This window comes from Alphaproteobacteria bacterium, from assembly GCA_018063245.1.
Classification (GTDB): domain Bacteria; phylum Pseudomonadota; class Alphaproteobacteria; order JAGPBS01; family JAGPBS01; genus JAGPBS01.
Genome location: JAGPBS010000021.1, coordinates 19,432 through 36,037, shown reverse-complemented (window position 1 = coordinate 36,037; position 16,606 = coordinate 19,432). Strand labels below are relative to the sequence as shown.

The following is a 16,606-nucleotide window of genomic DNA, read 5'->3' as shown; positions in this document are numbered from 1 at the left end:
TGAGTGAGAGATAGCTAGGAAATCCCTGTATAATAAAATTTAAGTAGGATTTGAGAAACCGTCATATATGGACGCCTATGATAAAGCAAGGAGAAACGTCATTGCGAGCTCTCATGTCTGAGCCAAAGGCGATGACATGACGGCGTGGCAATCTTATGGGTATTGGAAGAGGAGATCGCCACGCCTCACGTTGTTCGGCTCGCGATGACGATTGAAGCTATTGTGCATCGGCCCAAACGTCCTTACCACTCATCGTCATTATCATCCGCGACTTGAGCTTCTGCCAACCGAGCTTTCTCGAGAAGATCACTGCCTGATAAAGCCTCCTGTGGTGATTTTTGAACCTGTACAGGCGGTTTATTTTCTTTTTCAACCTTTTTCAGAACACGACCTTTTTGGATACCGGCAAGAAGATCTGTTGGCGCCGCAACTGGTCTTTTAACTACTTCTTGCCCTGGCGCAGCTTTTTTCTGCACAACAGGTGAAGGTGCTGCTTCTTTCGGTGCTTCAGGAACATAAAAATCATCTTCAAACTCTTCTTCTTCGCCATCCTCAACTTCAAGAGCATTTCTACGCTCAGCCAACTTGGATGCAAAACCAGTTGGCGCTGCTTTTTGCTGACTTTGCGTCTCTACATTTGCTTTCTTCAATTTTCCTGCACCTGCAAGCAAGGCAGCCGCATTCGGGCGCACTGGCTTTTCTGCTACAGCTTCTGGGGCTTTGCCATGATCCATCACATGCTCTTCGAGAGTTTTAAAATCAAACTCATCGAAAGACTTATCCGCAAAAACACTTGATGATTCAGATCCATTATTTAAATCTGGTAGAGCTGTCCCTCGTTGAATTGGCATTGCTTTTGCAGCGACTGGTGGTGGATCTCCTAATTTCAGAACTCCTTCTTCTGCGGCTTTTAAATGCTTATCAACTTCTGCTTGCTTTTCAGGGGGCAGGTTCCCTTTCGCATCAACCTCTTTCATAATGCCGACAAAAATAAGGAGTGACTTGATAATGCTTAGTATATTTTCTAAAAATCCCTTCACCTTGCTAATCTCCTCTCCATCACCCATCAAATTCACAACATCATAGGCCAATGTAAAATCTGCTTGAAGCTCTTTTAACTCGCCTTCTGCTTTAGCCATATCAACAGGCTGTTCTGACATTTTCTTTAAGCCTTCAACCATACCAAGGAGCTTCTCTATTTTTTTATCGGTACTGAGTTCGGCTCTGTCTTGAACCTCTACATCCCTTGCCTCAATAGGCTGGTCTTTGTGTGGAACTGAAGAGCCTTTATGAAGAGACTGTCCTGTTTCATCTTTTGCAACTTTTGATCCTTTAAACTCTGCTTTTTCATCAGAAGAATCAACTTGATGTGTTTGTCCTGTTTGATCAATGCTCTTTACCATTATTCTCTCCTTTTTATTGAACTTTATATCAACGATAAACGCGAACTTATAAAATCATTGTATCATATTTTAGATAAATTTGTGTATAAAAATTTATTTTATTTTTAAGATGAAAACTCCTAATAGACTATACGATAAATACTGCTGTCACTCAGAGGGCTCCTTCGGAGCCCGTGGAGTCTCTGGGATGCATCAACAAGCATTGTCTTATGTTCTAGTATTGCTGAGATTCCACGTCGCCTCTTAAGGAGGCGACTCTGAATGACGATTTATAAACAATGACGAGTGCGTTAGCCTTTACTCAACAAGTGCTTCTTCACCAACAACTTCATCGACCATAACTTCAACTTCATCAGCAATTTGTTCAACTTCGTCTACTACTTTCTCAGCTGCTGCTTCAGCAGCTTTTGTTTTGGCTCTTTCTTCATAGGCTTTCACAAAATCATTGATAGGTTTACTAATTGCTCTTACTGATTTTGCGATCTGAGCCACTGTGCTTTTGTCTTCTTCACCTATGACTTCTAAGGTGAGATTCGCTAAAAACTCACAAAGCTTAGAAAGAGACGTTGCAACCTTTAGCAAAGCGAGCGCCAATTTCTTCACAAAACCCAATTTTGCTTTTCCCTCAGCTTTACTGATATCACTAATTGCTTCTTTTAATTCTTTAGCTGCGCCTTTTGCTTCTGTTGCTGCTTCTGCACCTTTATTCATTTGAGCAAACTTTGCAGCTCTATCAAGCGCATCAACGCCCTTTTTCACTTTTTCAACAGCTTTGTGAACGCCTTCTGGCATCGCAGGGGCATCAACAACGCCGGCCTCTCTCAATTCAAGTGCAATCTCATCCAAATTTTCAACATGCTGTTGTAACATCTCTACGCGAGATTTTGCCATCTCTACGACAACATTTGCCTCTGGCATTTCATTGGTTTGTGGCGCCTCAACGCCTCCTGTGACTGGCTTTACCATTTCTCTCTCCTTATTGCGCGTTCAGTATGGGACATACCCGATAAGAAGATTTTAACACAATTTTTATATATTATTTTTCAAAAAATGACTTTTAAGAATTTTTCTTTTATTCTTCAGAGGCTTTCAGCAAGAGTGGGGTCCGCTGTCTTAAAGATGAAGAGGTAAGTGTTGATTGATAGCCCCGCCACCGATGACGTTGAGCTGAAGCCTCTCTGTCAAGCCTTTCAACATTCCCAACATGATAATATCCAAAAAAGCGTGTGACAAACCCAACTGGATCATCATGATGTAAAAACGTAAAACTGTTTTTTACCCGGCTATGGTAGAGCTGTAACATGCCCGCTGAAGCCCAAGCAGGGGCACCAAAAACTTCAACATGCAGTGAGTTAAATTTCAGATAGCTCGTGAGATAAAGAGCTGTAATTTGAGCAATCGCCCCGCCCATACTATGGCCTGTTAGCTTAATATCAATATCACTCACCTGACAATTCTGAGCAAAACAGACTTGTCCGATGTTTTCTGTAATCATCCTGATATTTTCCATTGTCCAACTGTAATAGCCTGAATGCATATAGCCTTCTCTGGCCCAAACTGGGGAAACGGGTAACAAATTTAAATTTCGCTGCCAATCACTGAGTTGTTTTGTACCATGGAATGCAATCACGATCTGACGTCCTTTTTTCGCAATGATACCGCCAAGCTCATCTTGTGTTCCAAAAAGAGAAATTTGATAGCCTTGATTTTGATACTTTTCGATGATCTCAAGCTGATTTTGAGTTTGATCTTCAAGCAAGCTGATGTAGGAAGCTCCTGAAAAATTCAACATATTCCTTGTTTCTTTGAAGTTTCTGAGAATCACAGCATTGGTCCAATTGGCAACGCCAGAAACGTCAGCTGCTGTTTTTAAGGCTTCAACAGGACGCTCAATAAGCGCTCTTGAACTTGTTGGCCAGAAATACGATAGTATTTTCCCAACTCTCTGCGTCACACTGGAAGCCATTCCCGTGACATAAGAGAAGGCATAAGTTACATTCGATAAATTGATAGCAGCAATATATGGCCGAGAGCCAAACTTAACCAATTCACCTTGTGCCATTATACTCTCCCTTGTTGCTTGAAATACAAGTTCAGCATAAAATAAACTGGTCAATTTAGGATGAAGAATCCAAAGAATTTTCAATTTCTTCCTGAGGTGATATTCCTCTTGATTTTGACTGTGTAAACAGAAATAATACCAATCAAACAGGGTAAAGGAGATTGAAACCAATGGATATTTTAAAAATCGATTACAAGGCTGCCGATGCTGCAGTCCGTCTTGCAAAATCATTAAAAGAAACAGGCTTTGCTGTTCTTGAAAATCATCCTTTAAATCCGCAAGAGCTTGTTGACCTTCGCACTGCCTGGGATCAGTTCTTTGCCTCTGATGCAAAAATGAATTTTCACTTTGAAAATGATCAAGAGACATTTCTTGGCTATTATCCATACAATCTCGAAAAAGCAAAAGGCTATAATGCCGCTAACCTTATGGAATATTACCATTACAACTTAAATGATAAAAATGCGCTGCCTGCGGATCTACTCGCTCAAACAAAGCATGTTTTTGCCCAAGGTTATGAGATTGCAAAGCAACTCTGCACATGGCTTGATGAGCAAACACCAGCTGACATCAAAAAAGATTTTGAATGCTCATTACAAGATGCGATCAAAGATTCTGAAACATCCATTATGCGGATTATCCATTACCCTGCCCTACAAGGTAATGAAGAGCAAGGCGCCATCCGCGCAGCTGAACACGAGGATATTGACTTCCTCACGGTTCTTCCAGCTGCCAATCGCCCTGGCCTGCAGGCTAAGGACATTGAGGGCAACTGGCATAGCATTGACACAAACCCTGGCAATATTGTGATTAATGCAGGCGATATGCTCCAGATGATGACCAAAGGTTATTATAAATCAACAACACACCGCGTCATTAACCCAACGACTCAAGCTGAAAATAAGCCTCGCTTTTCAACACCTATGTTCTTCCAAGCTCGTAACAATGTAAGGCTTTCAGAAGACTATACGGCGAAAGAATACCTGAGAGAACGTTTTAAGGAAAATAACATTGTGAAGAAGTAGGGATAGTAGACTGCGGGGTTAAATAGCTCTCAAAACCCGTCATGCTGAACTTGTTTCAGCATCTCTCTGGAATGATGATGAGACCCTGAAACAAGTTCAGGGTGACAAATAACGTGAGTTCAGGATCACTCGGTGACTACCTTTCACATTTTTCTTGCAAAATTGATTCTGTTGTATCAATCTGAAGTGATAGGCGCTGTGCGCATTTAGTTAATTAATTAATGGATGAGAAAATGCTTGAGAAAACCTTTGACCCAAAAGAGATTGAAAAAAAGTTTTTACAAAAATGGTTCAATAAAGTCAATTTCAGAGCAGATGTCAACTCTCCGAAACGTGCATTTTCTCTTATGATGCCACCGCCCAATGTGACCGGCAGCCTGCACATGGGACATGCCTTTAATCACAGCATTCAAGATTTTATCATTCGCTTTGAAAGAATGCGCGGCAAAGATACTCTTTGGCAACCAGGGACTGATCATGCCGGTATCGCAACGCAAATGGTTGTAGAGCGCCTTTTAGATAAAGAAGGGACCAACCGTCACAAGCTCGGGCGTGAAAAGTTTCTTGAGCGCGTCTGGGAATGGAAAGAGCAATCAGGCAATACAATTGTAACGCAGCTTCATCAATTGGGTGCATCTGCTGATTGGTCACGCGAGCGATTCACCATGGATGCAGGACTCAATGATGCTGTAACCAAGGTGTTTGTTGAACTCTATAAAGAAGGACTCATCTATAAAGACAAGCGTCTTGTGAACTGGGATCCAAAATTACACACAGCGATTTCTGATCTTGAAGTTGAGCAAAAGGAAAATGATGGTTTCCTCTGGCATTTCAAATATCCACTCGCAACGGACTCAAGCCGCCACATTGTTATCGCGACAACACGCCCTGAAACAATGCTTGGCGACGTTGCTGTGGCTGTTCATCCTGATGATGAGCGCTATAAAGACTTGATTGGACAAAAGGTAAAACTGCCGATAACCGGCCGTGAGGTTCCTATTATCGCTGATGAGTGGGCTGATCCTGAAACAGGATCAGGTGCTGTAAAAATCACACCAGCTCACGACTTTAACGACTTTGATGTCGCAAAACGTCATGGTCTCGACATGATCAATATCTTTGATAAAAATGCACATCTCAATGAAAATGTACCAAAGGCCTATCAAGGACTCGATCGCTTTGTTGCTCGGACCAAAATCATTGAAGAACTCCAAGCTTTAAGTCTTGTTGAGCAAATTGTTCCGCACAAAAACACAGTACCTTATGGCGATCGCTCTGGCGTTGTGATCGAACCATGGCTGACCGACCAATGGTATTGCGATGCCAAAACAATGGCTATCCCAGCCATCGAGGCCGTAAAAACAGGGAAAACAAAATTCTATCCGCAGCAATGGGAGAAGACCTATTTTGAATGGATGAATAATATTCAGCCTTGGTGTATTAGTCGCCAGCTTTGGTGGGGACATCAAATTCCAGCTTGGTATGGACCTGATGCGCATGTCTTTGTTGCCCTTGATGAAACAGATGCCATGACTCAAGCAAAAGCTCATTATGGAAAATCAGTGACACTCACACGTGATGAAGATGTTTTGGACACCTGGTTCTCATCAGCTCTTTGGCCATTTTCAACCTTAGGTTGGCCGGAAAAAACACCTGAGCTCGATCGTTATTTCCCGACCGATGTATTGGTGACTGGCTTTGACATCATCTTCTTCTGGGTTGCACGCATGATGATGATGACGCTTCACTTCATGAAGGATGTTCCTTTCAAACATGTTTATATTCATGCACTGGTACGCGATGAGCATGGTCAGAAAATGTCCAAATCAAAGGGAAATGTGATTGACCCTCTTGAAATTACGGATCAGTACGGAACAGATGCTTTGCGCTTTACACTCGCCTCAATGGCAGCACAAGGCCGGGATATTAAGCTTGCGATCAATCGGATTGAAGGCTACCGCAACTTCTCAACAAAAATTTGGAATGCTGCACGATTTTGTGACATGAACGGCGCAAAACTGAATCCAAACTTTAAGCCTGAAACTGCGCAGCATCCGCTCAACAAATGGATTCTCTCTCGCCTTTATCACCTGCAAAATGAAGTGACTGAAGGGCTTGAAAATTATTATTTTAACATTTCAGCAAACGGTCTTTACCAATTCATCTGGGGCGAATTTTGTGATTGGTACGTTGAATTCATCAAGACAATTTTCCAAGATGACACTATTTCTGAGGCTATGAAAGAAGAAACCAGATCAGTGATGGGTTTTGTTCTCAAAAACATGCTCTTATTGCTTCATCCTTTTATGCCTTATGTCACAGAAGAAATTGCTGAACAGCTTAACTTAAATGATGGCAAGCTCCTCTGTCTATCTGATTGGCCAACACTTTCTTCTACTCTAGAGAACAATCAGAGCGAAGCAGACCTAGCTTGGGTTATTAAAGTGATTAGTGCTATTCGAAATATCAGAGCAGAGGTAAGCCTGCCCTATTCAACCAGAATTGATCTTTATATCAAAGGCGCATCAGGCCTGAATCAAGAACGCGCTAAAAACTATGAGGCTTTCCTGATGAAAGCTGGTTATTTGAATCGTCTCTCTGTTATTCCTGAAACAGATACAGCAATCACTGGCCTTCAAGATGTTATTGACGAAGCAACTCTGATTATTCCTGTGAACGATTTGATTGATCTGAGCAAAGAGAAAGAGCGTCTTGAAAAGGAAATCACGCGACTGAATGATGAAATCTCTCTCATTGAGAAAAAGCTTTCCAACAAAAGTTTTGTTGATAAAGCACCACAGCATGTTGTTGATGAGCAAAACACCAAGAAAATAGGCTATATCAGCAGCAAAGAAAAAGTTGCTGCCGCTTTGCAAAAGCTTGCTTCTCTGTAGGTAAAGTCATTGCTTTATATGTTCATAGTTTCGTTGACGGATTTAGAAAGTAGTCATTCAGAGCCACCCTCTAAGGGGTGGCGCCTGTCCCGCCGAAGCTTTAGCGTAGGAGGATGGAATCTCTGCAAAGCATCAACAAAAGCTGCACTTATTTTCTATTCCTCAGGAGACTCCACGGGCCCGAGGGCGGGCCCTCTGAGTGACGGGCCTTCAGCTCTCACAGCAGTTTTGAACCTCTACACCGTCACTAAAACGCTGAAAACCATTTACTAACAAACATACATTACAAATGAGATCACAATGAAAACAAAAACAATACAAGCTCTTTTGCTCAGCTTCCTGCTCCTTGCTCTTCCATTTGAATCAGCACAGGCACAATCTTTTTTGCCCTTCTTGAGCTCATCTAGCCTGTCCGCAACGATTGGATCTCAGCACCTATTCTGGCTTGGTTATTTTATTCTGGGATTCTGGCTCAGCATCCATTCTGGTGCGATTCGCTTTACTGCACTCTTTGCCTGTCTTCTTGGCGTGCTGACAATTAAATCACTAAACTCTTTTGGCTTTGGGATTCCTTATTCTTACTATTTACCCTTCATCATGTTTTTAGTATTGGGAATTCTCATTTTACTTTCGATAGACATGGCTGATTGGATTGAAGCTATTATTGCTTTCCTAGCTGGAGCAATCTACGCTATCAAACATGTGCCCGGCAGCTCAGGCCTTGGTGGGTTTGTGCTCACATATCTCACTTTCTCTTTTTTCTTATGCCTCTTCGCTTTTGCAGGGTCAGGCTTTCAAATAACGCTCAGGAAGGACTTCTCAGAGAATACCGTCAAATTTGTAGGTATCGCTCTTTCCGTTTTTTCTTTGTTCTGCTTATTTTTTTAAGATTTTTGCTCTTGCATTTTATCGCGACTCATGACACAACAAATAATAGAGTGACAAAAATACAAAATGGCAGGCAGCCCTCATGCGTGATATGCACCCGATGAAACATCCATTCTTTTCAAGAATTACTCTTGCGTTTTTGAGCATTTTCGTCATGTCGCCCATCATGACAACCGCAGAAGATCTTCAATTCTTCAGAATCGGGACAGGTCCAAATCAAGGAACCTATTTTGAGATGGGGACTGAACTTGCAAAAAGAATCAGCCACCCACCAGGCACTGACCCTTGCACAAAAGATGATACTTGCGGCATACCTGGTCTGATTGCCATTGCGCAAACGACCTCTGGCTCAGATGAAAATATTCGCTCTGTCAACAAAGGCTCCCTGCAAGCTGCTTTTGTCCAAGAGAATCTGGCTTATCTGGCTTTTCATCATGAAGGACCCTACAAAAACTCACCTGAAACCTATCAAAACATTCGCAGTGTTATTCATTTGGCTCAAGAAAGCGTTCAAATTATTGTGAAAGCAAAAAGTGGTTTTGAGAAAATTGAAGATCTTAAAGGGAAAAAAATTGCAATTGGCCTAAAAGGATCAGGCACCGCAATTGATGCCTTCACTATTTTAAAGGCTTACGGTTTAAATAAAAAAGATTTCTCGCCCATATACATGGCCCCGAGTCAGTCAGCTGAAGCGCTTATTCACGAAGAAATTGATGCTATTTTCTTGATCGGACACACGCCTTCAACAATTTTAATACATCTATCTGATCAAATCCCAATCAAATTACTGAATGCAGACGATCATCAAATTCACAGAGCACTCGAAAAACTGACCTTTTTTAAAAAGGGCCTCATCAAGGCAGGTACCTATACAAACACACAAGCTGTTCAAACCATTTCGAGCGATGCTGTTCTGATTGTCCATAAAGACATTGATCCAGATTTAATTCGTCAAATCCTGACGCTATTAGGGGATCTGAATGGGCAAAAGAAATTAAAACGCCTGCATATTGATGAGACCAAAAAATCCCTCAAAGAGTCTATTCCTCTCCACTCTGGTGCTGAGCAATTTTACCACAAAAAAGAATAACTTTATTGGGGGCCAAAAAAGTGCCATCCTTAATGCATGTCAAATCCGAATAAAAAACAAAAACGTTCTATTGTTTTCGTTACCGGCCTCTCTGGTGCGGGCATGTCGTCTGCGCTTAATATTCTTCAGGATATTGGATTTTACGTTCTCGACAATTTACCGCTTGCTCTTATTCAATCCTTTTTAGACTATGATGCTGGAGACGAAACACCTCTGGCCATCGGCATTGATTCACGCAGCAAAGATTTTAGCCTCTCAGGCCTTACTTCTATATTGGACACTCAACGAATCAACAATCCAGACAATCATTATGTCTTACTCTATATGGATTGCAATCCTGCCTTTCTGTTACGTCGCTTTAATGAAAACCGCAGAAAACATCCCTTTCTTAAAGGATCTGATCTGCAAGAATCTATTCTGAAGGAAAAAGAATTTCTGGATCCCTTAAAAGAATCTGCGGACATTTTCATTGACACATCGCTGATGACAACCAAAGACCTGCGCCTTGTTTTAAAGGGTAAATTCCACCATGAATCAAGCCCTCTTTTGATATTGGTTCAATCTTTCTCTTACAAATTCGGGATCCCGCGAGAATCTGATCTTCTTTTTGATGTGCGCTTTTTAAAAAATCCACATTATGTTGACGCGCTCTCTCATCAAACAGGCCAAGTAGAGGCCGTTGGTGACTATATTGAAGAAGATCCGATTTTTCCGTCTTTCTATCAGAATTTAAAAAACCTCTTACAGCCTCTTTTGGTTCGTTATATCGAAGAGGGCAAAAATTATTTAGCCATCTCCTTTGGGTGCACGGGCGGAAAACATAGGTCTGTTTATATGGCAGAAGCCTTGAGCAAATGGTTAAAAGAACAAGGATATGCAGTCCATACAAAGCATCGTGAACTTGAAAAAAATCACAAATAAAAGTGGCTTTGTGAACCCATTTTTGATATGCTCCAGCTACAGAATTATAACAATCATTTCAGGAGATCCACATGGGAAACGCAACATTACTCAAAGCAGCAGATGAAGATTTTAAAGTCAAAGACCTCTCTCTTGCAAGCTGGGGTAAAAAAGAAATTGCAATTGCCGAAACAGAAATGCCAGGTCTCATGGCTCTCAGAGCTGAGTACAAAGGCAAATCTCCACTCAAAGGCGCTCGCATTGCTGGCTGTCTTCACATGACAATTCAAACAGCTGTATTGATCGAAACACTCATTGATTTAGGCGCTGAAATTAGATGGTCTTCTTGCAATATTTTCTCAACCCAAGATCATGCAGCTTCTGCTATTGCGGCGCAAGGCATTCCTGTTTTTGCGTGGAAGGGCCTCACTGAGGAAGAATTTTGGTGGTGTATTGAACAAACCATCCATGGACCAAATGGCTGGACACCAAATATGATTCTTGACGATGGCGGTGATTTGACCAAAATCATTCATGAAAAATACCCTACTCTACTAACAGACATTCGTGGCATTTCAGAAGAAACAACAACAGGCGTGATGCGTCTTTATGATATGGCAAAAAAGGGAGAACTCAAAACACCTGCCATCAATGTCAATGACTCTGTCACAAAATCAAAATTCGACAATCTCTACGGCTGTCGTGAAAGTTTAGTCGATGGTATCAAACGCGCAACTGACGTAATGGTTGCTGGTAAAGTTGCTGTTGTTTGCGGCTATGGCGATGTTGGTAAAGGCTCTGCAGCAAGTCTCAGATCACAAGGGGCACGCGTCATTGTGACTGAGATCGATCCTATCTGTGCTTTGCAAGCAGCGATGGAAGGCTATCAAGTTCTCACCATGGATGAAGCCTGTGCTTTGGGTGATATTTTTGTAACAGCAACAGGGAATATTGATGTCATCACCATTGACCATATGCGCAAAATGAAGGACCGTTCTATCCTCTGCAATATTGGACACTTCGATTCAGAAATTCAGATCGATGCGCTTCAAAATTACAAATGGGAAGAAGTGAAACCTCAGGTTGATGAAGTGATCATGAGCGATGGCAAAAGGCTCATCATTCTAGCAAAAGGCCGCCTTGTGAATTTGGGCTGTGCAACGGGGCATCCAAGCTTTGTGATGAGCACATCCTTCACAAACCAGGTCTTAGCGCAAATTGAACTTTGGACAAATCATCAGAATTATGAGAATAAAGTCTATGTTCTGCCAAAGCAATTGGATGAAAAAGTTGCGCGTCTGCATCTTGCAAAGATTGGCGTTCATCTTACAAGCCTGTCTCAAAAACAAGCTGACTATCTTGGCATTTCACAGCAAGGCCCTTACAAGTCAGATCATTACAGGTACTAGGAGCATTCTTCTTAATCACCACCGCTTTATGATTGTAAGGCTCCCCTCTGCTTTTCTCTGTATAAATGCAGGGGATAAGGCTTGGAATTGTACATTAGAAACTTGTAGATACTGGAACTGAGGCATTTTTGCAAACTCTTCTGGCACATCAGTGAATAGGTTAAAGTGAATCTGAAGACTTCGTAATTGTGAAAGCTTTACAATTTCAAGCGGCAGTGAAGAAAGAGCATTTTTTTGAATATTCAATTGTTCTAATTGAGTCAGAAGTCCAATCTCTGAAGGCAGATTGACAAGTCTATTTTTTCTAACATCTAAAAACTTTAATCGAGAGAGTCTTCCTAGGTCCTTTGGTAGATTCGTCAGCTGATTAAGAGAAAGGTCAAGCTCAATCAGACCAGTCATGTCACCAAGTTCAGCAGGCAGTGACGTTAGCATGTTCCTTGTAGCACATAGGACTTCTAGCCGAGAAAGCAATAAAAGCTCAGGAGGTAAAGATTGAAGCCTATTAGATGGGATCTTTAATGTTTTAATGCGAGAAAGGCTTCCTATCTCAGGAGGGAGCAAAACAAGGCTTCTCGCTGAGAGAATAAACAAGGTAGTTTCCGGCTTAACATCTACGATAATTGAGTTTCGACAATACTTATAATCTTGAAAGGCCTTATTTATTGTTATTTGTGCTACATGGGCTGCTTGCTTGAATTCTAAAAGATGAAAGGCAAAATCAATGGGAGACTCACGAAAATATTCGGCAGAAAGATTAATCCTGATGTTACTTATATCCGTATTTGTTCCTCTACAAAGTTCATCAAGCACTTCCTGGCTTAGCACTTGAACTTCATCTGGACTCAAACGCCCAAACATCTCAATATTTTTCTTCTGACGTGAGGAGAGATTGTGATAGTGTTCCCTATAATGAATTGCACTGAAAACGTCGTTCCGGATTTCAATTTTCACTCTTTTATGCGCTGAACCAACAAGAGCAAACAATAAGTGCTCAAACCCCTGCTTCCCTTCACTTGTATCATGATGATAAATTGCTGCCAACCTTTGGGTACTGATTAGACACTGACGCTGAGGGAAAAATGCATTCATGAGTTGCAGCCGTGGCTGCTGAATGACTTGCGCTTGCACTGTATAATCAATAGGTTCTGCAGACTCGCGATTGACCATACTAACACCAGTTTTTTGAACAAATGACATAATGATTCTCCACAATAAAAACGACTGATTCTATTGTGACTCAAAAAAAGATCAAGTCAAGATAGATCCGCAGAAAAAGTTTGATATAAACTCTCCATGACCATTCTGAGATAGAGGTGCTTTTGCTTCTCATCTTTGTCAAAAAAAGCAGGCCTATCAATAAAAGGCATTGATGTTGATGTAAATAAAAACGTTACAATCATCTCTGGATCATAATCCGCCCGCACCTCACCTCGCATCTGAAAATCTTTTATGAGCGCCATTAAATTAAAAGTGTCATTTAAACCAATACCTTGGATGTCACTTGATGATTCCGCAAGCTTTTCCCATGACATCATCTTCACAAAACTCGGGTTATTCTCATAAAGCTCAATACGAAAGGCACAAAAAGCAATGATAAAGTCTTGGAATGATGTATTTGGAAACTCAACATCTTCCATGTTTTTGCCCATATGCTCGCGTATCAGAATTTCTTTAACCGCTTTCCACAAGGCTTCTTTACTTTTAAAATGATGAAAAATCAAACTTTTATTGACTTCTGCTCTTTTGGCAATCTCAAGCGTTGAAGCAGCCCCAAAGCCCTTTTCAACAAAAACGCTTTCCGCTGCTTTCAAAATTGTATAGATCGTTCTGTATTTACGCGTTTCTTCCATTACCATCATCCTTTATGGTCACCTTCTCTCATTCATAATGCACATAAGTTGACCATATGGTCAATATTTTTCTTGACACTTTCTTTTTTTATCCTTAAATTAAATATTGACCGACCGGTCAGTTATTATATTGAGGAAATTAAAATGAAAAAACGATTACGAATAGCATCACTGCTCTTATCATCTTTGATGATAAGTACAAGCAATCAAACATTTGCGATTACCCCAGAACAGCTTTTAGCTGATGGGCAAGATCAAATAAATCAAAACGGACGCACCGTTCGCAAAGGCTCCATCAAAGCCTTAATTGACAATGTGGCCGAGCTAAACCTTCAACTTACAGAACAAGGCGATCCAGCAAAAGCCCACAAAGCAATTGCTGATCTTTTTGAGTCAATGGAAACACAGAAGGAACTAAAAGTCTTTGAGATGTTTCCGCCCACTGAATGGATTCAAAGTAAAGATCAACCAGGAAAAGTCATGGCAGGCGTCCTTTATCTTCAGCATTATCCTGCTGAACTCTCGTCCTTGTTAAAATCTCAATTGATCAACATATCAAAAAGCGCTCATTCTCTTTTAAAAGCAGAAATCCAAAAGTTACTATATCGAGGAGAATCAAAATGAATCATCACTTTAAAACAGGCCTGATTGCCGCTCTTATAAGCCTAGGACCAGCCACAACAACTTATGCTGTCACGGCAAATGAAATTTTCCCTGAAAAACTCAATGAAATCGTGCTGGATGGGCAAGTTGTCCGCAAAGGCACCATTGGTGCCACATTTATCAACGCTCTTCAGCTTGATAAACTTCTTCTAACAAAAGGACATAACAATGACATTGAAGGCCTCATCAAAGATCAACGCGGACTTGGAAGCGGCTTAAAAGCTACGCACCTTTTTGAAACAATGCCCATCATTGATTGGCTGAAAGATAATCAGCGTCCTGGCAGAATCATGATTGCTGTTCTCGCCTTGCAAGAATGCCCAGATTTAATGACAGCCGAAATTAGGAACCGATTAAAGCAGATCCAAAAGGCATGTCATCCTTTGCTAAAAGCTGAGATAGGTTCACTTTATTAACCGATCATACATCTTCTTCAAAAGCACTTTGCACAGCGGCAATCGGAATCAGATAATACAAAACAGGATAATCTTTATGATTTTCATTTTGCAAGATCCCTGGCAAACACAGCATTGTATCTGGGTCAAGCCATTTAAAGGTATTTTGAAACAGTTCAACAATCTCAGGGTCGCTCAGCTCCTGAAAGTCTTCTGATTTCTTTAATTGAGTTCTGATTGTATCTGGCAAAAACTTCTGCCCTGACCATCTTTGAAAAAGGGCCTCTGTCTTACGCTGGAATCTTTGTGGATTCGGCATTTTCTTTTGTGTTTGAAAACGCACGTTCTCAAACTCCGTTTCATTATAAGCTTCCATAACAAAACCAACAGATAAATAAGGGTCCGATGCAATTTCGAACAAGTCCTGCAACTGACTTATAGACAGAGCTTTGACAACTTGCGGCACATCGATCGAATTGGCATAGATCGATCTTAAGGAAGCAATTGTATCTTCGAAAAGTTTTAACTGAAGATGATCACCCTGAGCTAAATTAGCTAGATACTTTGGATCATGACATATCTCATCAACAAAAGCCTTATAAGTATCAACTGTTAAGAGATTAGGATTTATAGGCCTTTGAGTGATCAATGGCTTTGGCTCTCTAGACATTTCAGGCTCTTCAACTGAGACAGCTTCCTGTGCAGCAATATATGATGTCCAATCAAAATCAGGATCATCATAGTTATCCACTGCTGGCAGATCATTATCAACAAATTGCTCAAGAAAGTCATCTATGAACATGGCTGGATTCGGGACTGGATAAGGAACTGGAGCTGGGTTAGGATTTGGACTCACTGGCCTTAGCGCCGCCTTAATCTCATTGTCCAACTCCTCTTTCATGCGCAGGAAATACTGAGCCTCAGTTATATTTCCTAACAGAACACGGCTGACTTCATAATTACCTAACCATTGAGCTAAGAGAAAACCAGAGTCAAGCCCTCGTCTTCTTTCAGACACAGCCTTTCCTCTTGCCAAAGCCTCGGGCGACAAAAAGCTATTAAGAGCCGGGCGCGTGTCAGAACCAAGAATCTGCACGGCACGATTTCCCAACGCACTGCGGATTTCATTTAAATTTTGAGGCGAAGCTTTCAAATACAGAATCAACAAATGATTATAAGAATCCAAGGCCTCAGCTGGTCTTAAATCAACCCTTGGCTCTTCAACAGGTAAAGGCTTAGGATTTTTAATATCGAGATATTGTTGATAGAGCTCAACATAACTCAGCCCACCAAAAGCAGGAGATTTTTCAATCAATGAATTTTTGGCACCACCAACAGTTTCTGGGTCAAGCCAATGCTGAGGATTGTTATAAGCACTCATAATCAATCGAGCTTGTTGCTGTGTCATTTTACGTGCTTTCACCAAACGATCATTATTGGATAAGACTGATCGTAAGCCATTTTGAATTTGTATTTCTACAGCATGCGTATTCCCTGAAATTGGCCTCGCAGGTATGGCTTTTGATGCCTCAATCACCTGTTTCATTACAGCTGAGCGCACCAATATTGCTTCACAATTTTTGGAGGCCATATCGAAATGGACAATTTCATTACATAGCTCTCTGACTTGATCTGCCTTTAATTGATAGGCCATTGTCAGTGACAAAATGGATAAAATATCTAAAGGATGAATCAACTCAGACCATCCTTCAGGTGAAAGATCTTTATTGTAAATCTCTCTGAGTAAGGCATCGCCTCCCACAGCTGTTAAAATGCCTGTTAATGTTGTATCAGCGAGCCAAGCAAATTCAGGCGTTAAATATCTTGAATTGAGCCCTTTATCAACTGCATCAAATCGAATCTCAAAATTATTTAACTGTTCAAGATTATATAATTGAATGCGCATTAAAAACTCTCCCTTTTCTTATTTTATATCGACCTTCCTTATTCTAAACCTTTAAAATTGAAATTCAAGTCTTCCTTACGTAAAAAAACCCCTTAGAGACCTAAGGGGTTTTTAAACA

The 16,606-nt window shown here is 41.1% G+C and carries 14 protein-coding genes; 8 read left to right on the top strand and 6 right to left on the bottom strand.

Features of this window, described 5'->3' with window-relative positions:
* Window positions 1-242 precede the first annotated feature (242 nt).
* The 3 genes from KBF71_04360 to KBF71_04350 all read right to left on the bottom strand — a co-directional run bounded on the left by KBF71_04360 (window position 243) and on the right by KBF71_04350 (window position 3,465).
* Entirely contained in the window at window positions 243-1,403 is a 1,161-nt protein-coding gene (locus KBF71_04360; GenBank protein ID MBP9877551.1) for a hypothetical protein, read from the bottom strand.
* Between the two features lie 297 nt (window positions 1,404-1,700).
* Window positions 1,701-2,369: a hypothetical protein gene (locus tag KBF71_04355; GenBank protein ID MBP9877550.1), complete on the bottom strand. Its 669-nt coding sequence runs from the start codon at window positions 2,367-2,369 to the stop codon at window positions 1,701-1,703.
* Between the two features lie 106 nt (window positions 2,370-2,475).
* On the bottom strand, window positions 2,476-3,465 hold the full coding sequence (locus KBF71_04350; GenBank protein ID MBP9877549.1) for a lipase family protein: 990 nt from the start codon (window positions 3,463-3,465) through the stop codon (window positions 2,476-2,478).
* Window positions 3,466-3,635: 170 nt separating this feature from the next.
* Here KBF71_04350 and KBF71_04345 point away from each other — a divergent pair, with 170 nt between their 5' ends.
* The 6 genes from KBF71_04345 (at window position 3,636) to KBF71_04320 (ending at window position 11,671) form a co-directional block, all read left to right on the top strand.
* Window positions 3,636-4,490 (top strand): isopenicillin N synthase family oxygenase, encoded by an 855-nt coding sequence (locus tag KBF71_04345; GenBank protein MBP9877548.1) that lies wholly within the window; start codon window positions 3,636-3,638, stop codon window positions 4,488-4,490.
* A gap of 233 nt (window positions 4,491-4,723) precedes the next feature.
* The gene (locus KBF71_04340) at window positions 4,724-7,384 is read left to right on the top strand and encodes a valine--tRNA ligase (GenBank protein ID MBP9877547.1); all 2,661 of its coding nucleotides are present in this window, start codon (window positions 4,724-4,726) and stop codon (window positions 7,382-7,384) included.
* A gap of 300 nt (window positions 7,385-7,684) precedes the next feature.
* Window positions 7,685-8,272 (top strand): hypothetical protein, encoded by a 588-nt coding sequence (locus KBF71_04335; GenBank protein MBP9877546.1) that lies wholly within the window; start codon window positions 7,685-7,687, stop codon window positions 8,270-8,272.
* Window positions 8,273-8,354: 82 nt separating this feature from the next.
* Window positions 8,355-9,362, top strand: coding sequence for a TAXI family TRAP transporter solute-binding subunit (locus KBF71_04330; protein ID MBP9877545.1), 1,008 nt, complete (start codon window positions 8,355-8,357; stop codon window positions 9,360-9,362).
* 36 nt (window positions 9,363-9,398) lie between these two features.
* Window positions 9,399-10,283: an RNase adapter RapZ gene (rapZ, locus tag KBF71_04325; protein ID MBP9877544.1), complete on the top strand. Its 885-nt coding sequence runs from the start codon at window positions 9,399-9,401 to the stop codon at window positions 10,281-10,283.
* Window positions 10,284-10,354: 71 nt separating this feature from the next.
* A complete protein-coding gene (locus KBF71_04320; GenBank protein ID MBP9877543.1) occupies window positions 10,355-11,671 on the top strand; it encodes an adenosylhomocysteinase in 1,317 nt (438 codons plus the stop codon).
* Window positions 11,672-11,686: 15 nt separating this feature from the next.
* Here the strand turns inward: KBF71_04320 and KBF71_04315 are convergent, their stop codons facing one another.
* Together KBF71_04315 and KBF71_04310 are read right to left on the bottom strand one after the other, a co-directional pair.
* Window positions 11,687-12,871, bottom strand: a complete 1,185-nt coding sequence (locus KBF71_04315) for a leucine-rich repeat domain-containing protein (GenBank protein MBP9877542.1) — start codon at window positions 12,869-12,871, stop codon at window positions 11,687-11,689.
* A gap of 56 nt (window positions 12,872-12,927) precedes the next feature.
* A complete protein-coding gene (locus KBF71_04310) occupies window positions 12,928-13,524 on the bottom strand; it encodes a TetR/AcrR family transcriptional regulator (protein ID MBP9877541.1) in 597 nt (198 codons plus the stop codon).
* 144 nt (window positions 13,525-13,668) lie between these two features.
* On the opposite strand from KBF71_04310, the gene KBF71_04305 reads away from it, so the two are divergent.
* A complete protein-coding gene (locus tag KBF71_04305; GenBank protein ID MBP9877540.1) occupies window positions 13,669-14,148 on the top strand; it encodes a hypothetical protein in 480 nt (159 codons plus the stop codon).
* A complete protein-coding gene (locus KBF71_04300) occupies window positions 14,145-14,603 on the top strand; it encodes a hypothetical protein (GenBank protein MBP9877539.1) in 459 nt (152 codons plus the stop codon). Before KBF71_04305 ends, KBF71_04300 begins: the two co-directional genes overlap by 4 nt.
* Window positions 14,604-14,607: 4 nt before the next feature.
* On the opposite strand, the gene KBF71_04295 is transcribed toward KBF71_04300, so the two are convergent.
* Entirely contained in the window at window positions 14,608-16,488 is a 1,881-nt protein-coding gene (locus tag KBF71_04295; protein ID MBP9877538.1) for a hypothetical protein, read from the bottom strand.
* Window positions 16,489-16,606 lie beyond the last annotated feature (118 nt).

What these genes read in the sequence shown, in the direction of transcription:
- KBF71_04315 (MBP9877542.1), bottom strand. Translation starts at nt 12,871, where the DNA reads ATGTCATTTGTTCAAAAAACTGGTGTTAGTATGGTCAATCGCGAGTCT.
- KBF71_04295 (MBP9877538.1), bottom strand. Translation starts at nt 16,488, where the DNA reads ATGCGCATTCAATTATATAATCTTGAACAGTTAAATAATTTTGAGATT.
- KBF71_04345 (MBP9877548.1), top strand. Translation starts at nt 3,636, where the DNA reads ATGGATATTTTAAAAATCGATTACAAGGCTGCCGATGCTGCAGTCCGT.
- KBF71_04355 (MBP9877550.1), bottom strand. Translation starts at nt 2,369, where the DNA reads ATGGTAAAGCCAGTCACAGGAGGCGTTGAGGCGCCACAAACCAATGAA.
- KBF71_04335 (MBP9877546.1), top strand. Translation starts at nt 7,685, where the DNA reads ATGAAAACAAAAACAATACAAGCTCTTTTGCTCAGCTTCCTGCTCCTT.
- KBF71_04340 (MBP9877547.1), top strand. Translation starts at nt 4,724, where the DNA reads ATGCTTGAGAAAACCTTTGACCCAAAAGAGATTGAAAAAAAGTTTTTA.
- KBF71_04320 (MBP9877543.1), top strand. Translation starts at nt 10,355, where the DNA reads ATGGGAAACGCAACATTACTCAAAGCAGCAGATGAAGATTTTAAAGTC.
- KBF71_04330 (MBP9877545.1), top strand. Translation starts at nt 8,355, where the DNA reads ATGCGTGATATGCACCCGATGAAACATCCATTCTTTTCAAGAATTACT.
- KBF71_04300 (MBP9877539.1), top strand. Translation starts at nt 14,145, where the DNA reads ATGAATCATCACTTTAAAACAGGCCTGATTGCCGCTCTTATAAGCCTA.
- KBF71_04305 (MBP9877540.1), top strand. Translation starts at nt 13,669, where the DNA reads ATGAAAAAACGATTACGAATAGCATCACTGCTCTTATCATCTTTGATG.
- rapZ (MBP9877544.1), top strand. Translation starts at nt 9,399, where the DNA reads ATGTCAAATCCGAATAAAAAACAAAAACGTTCTATTGTTTTCGTTACC.
- KBF71_04360 (MBP9877551.1), bottom strand. Translation starts at nt 1,403, where the DNA reads ATGGTAAAGAGCATTGATCAAACAGGACAAACACATCAAGTTGATTCT.
- KBF71_04310 (MBP9877541.1), bottom strand. Translation starts at nt 13,524, where the DNA reads ATGGAAGAAACGCGTAAATACAGAACGATCTATACAATTTTGAAAGCA.
- KBF71_04350 (MBP9877549.1), bottom strand. Translation starts at nt 3,465, where the DNA reads ATGGCACAAGGTGAATTGGTTAAGTTTGGCTCTCGGCCATATATTGCT.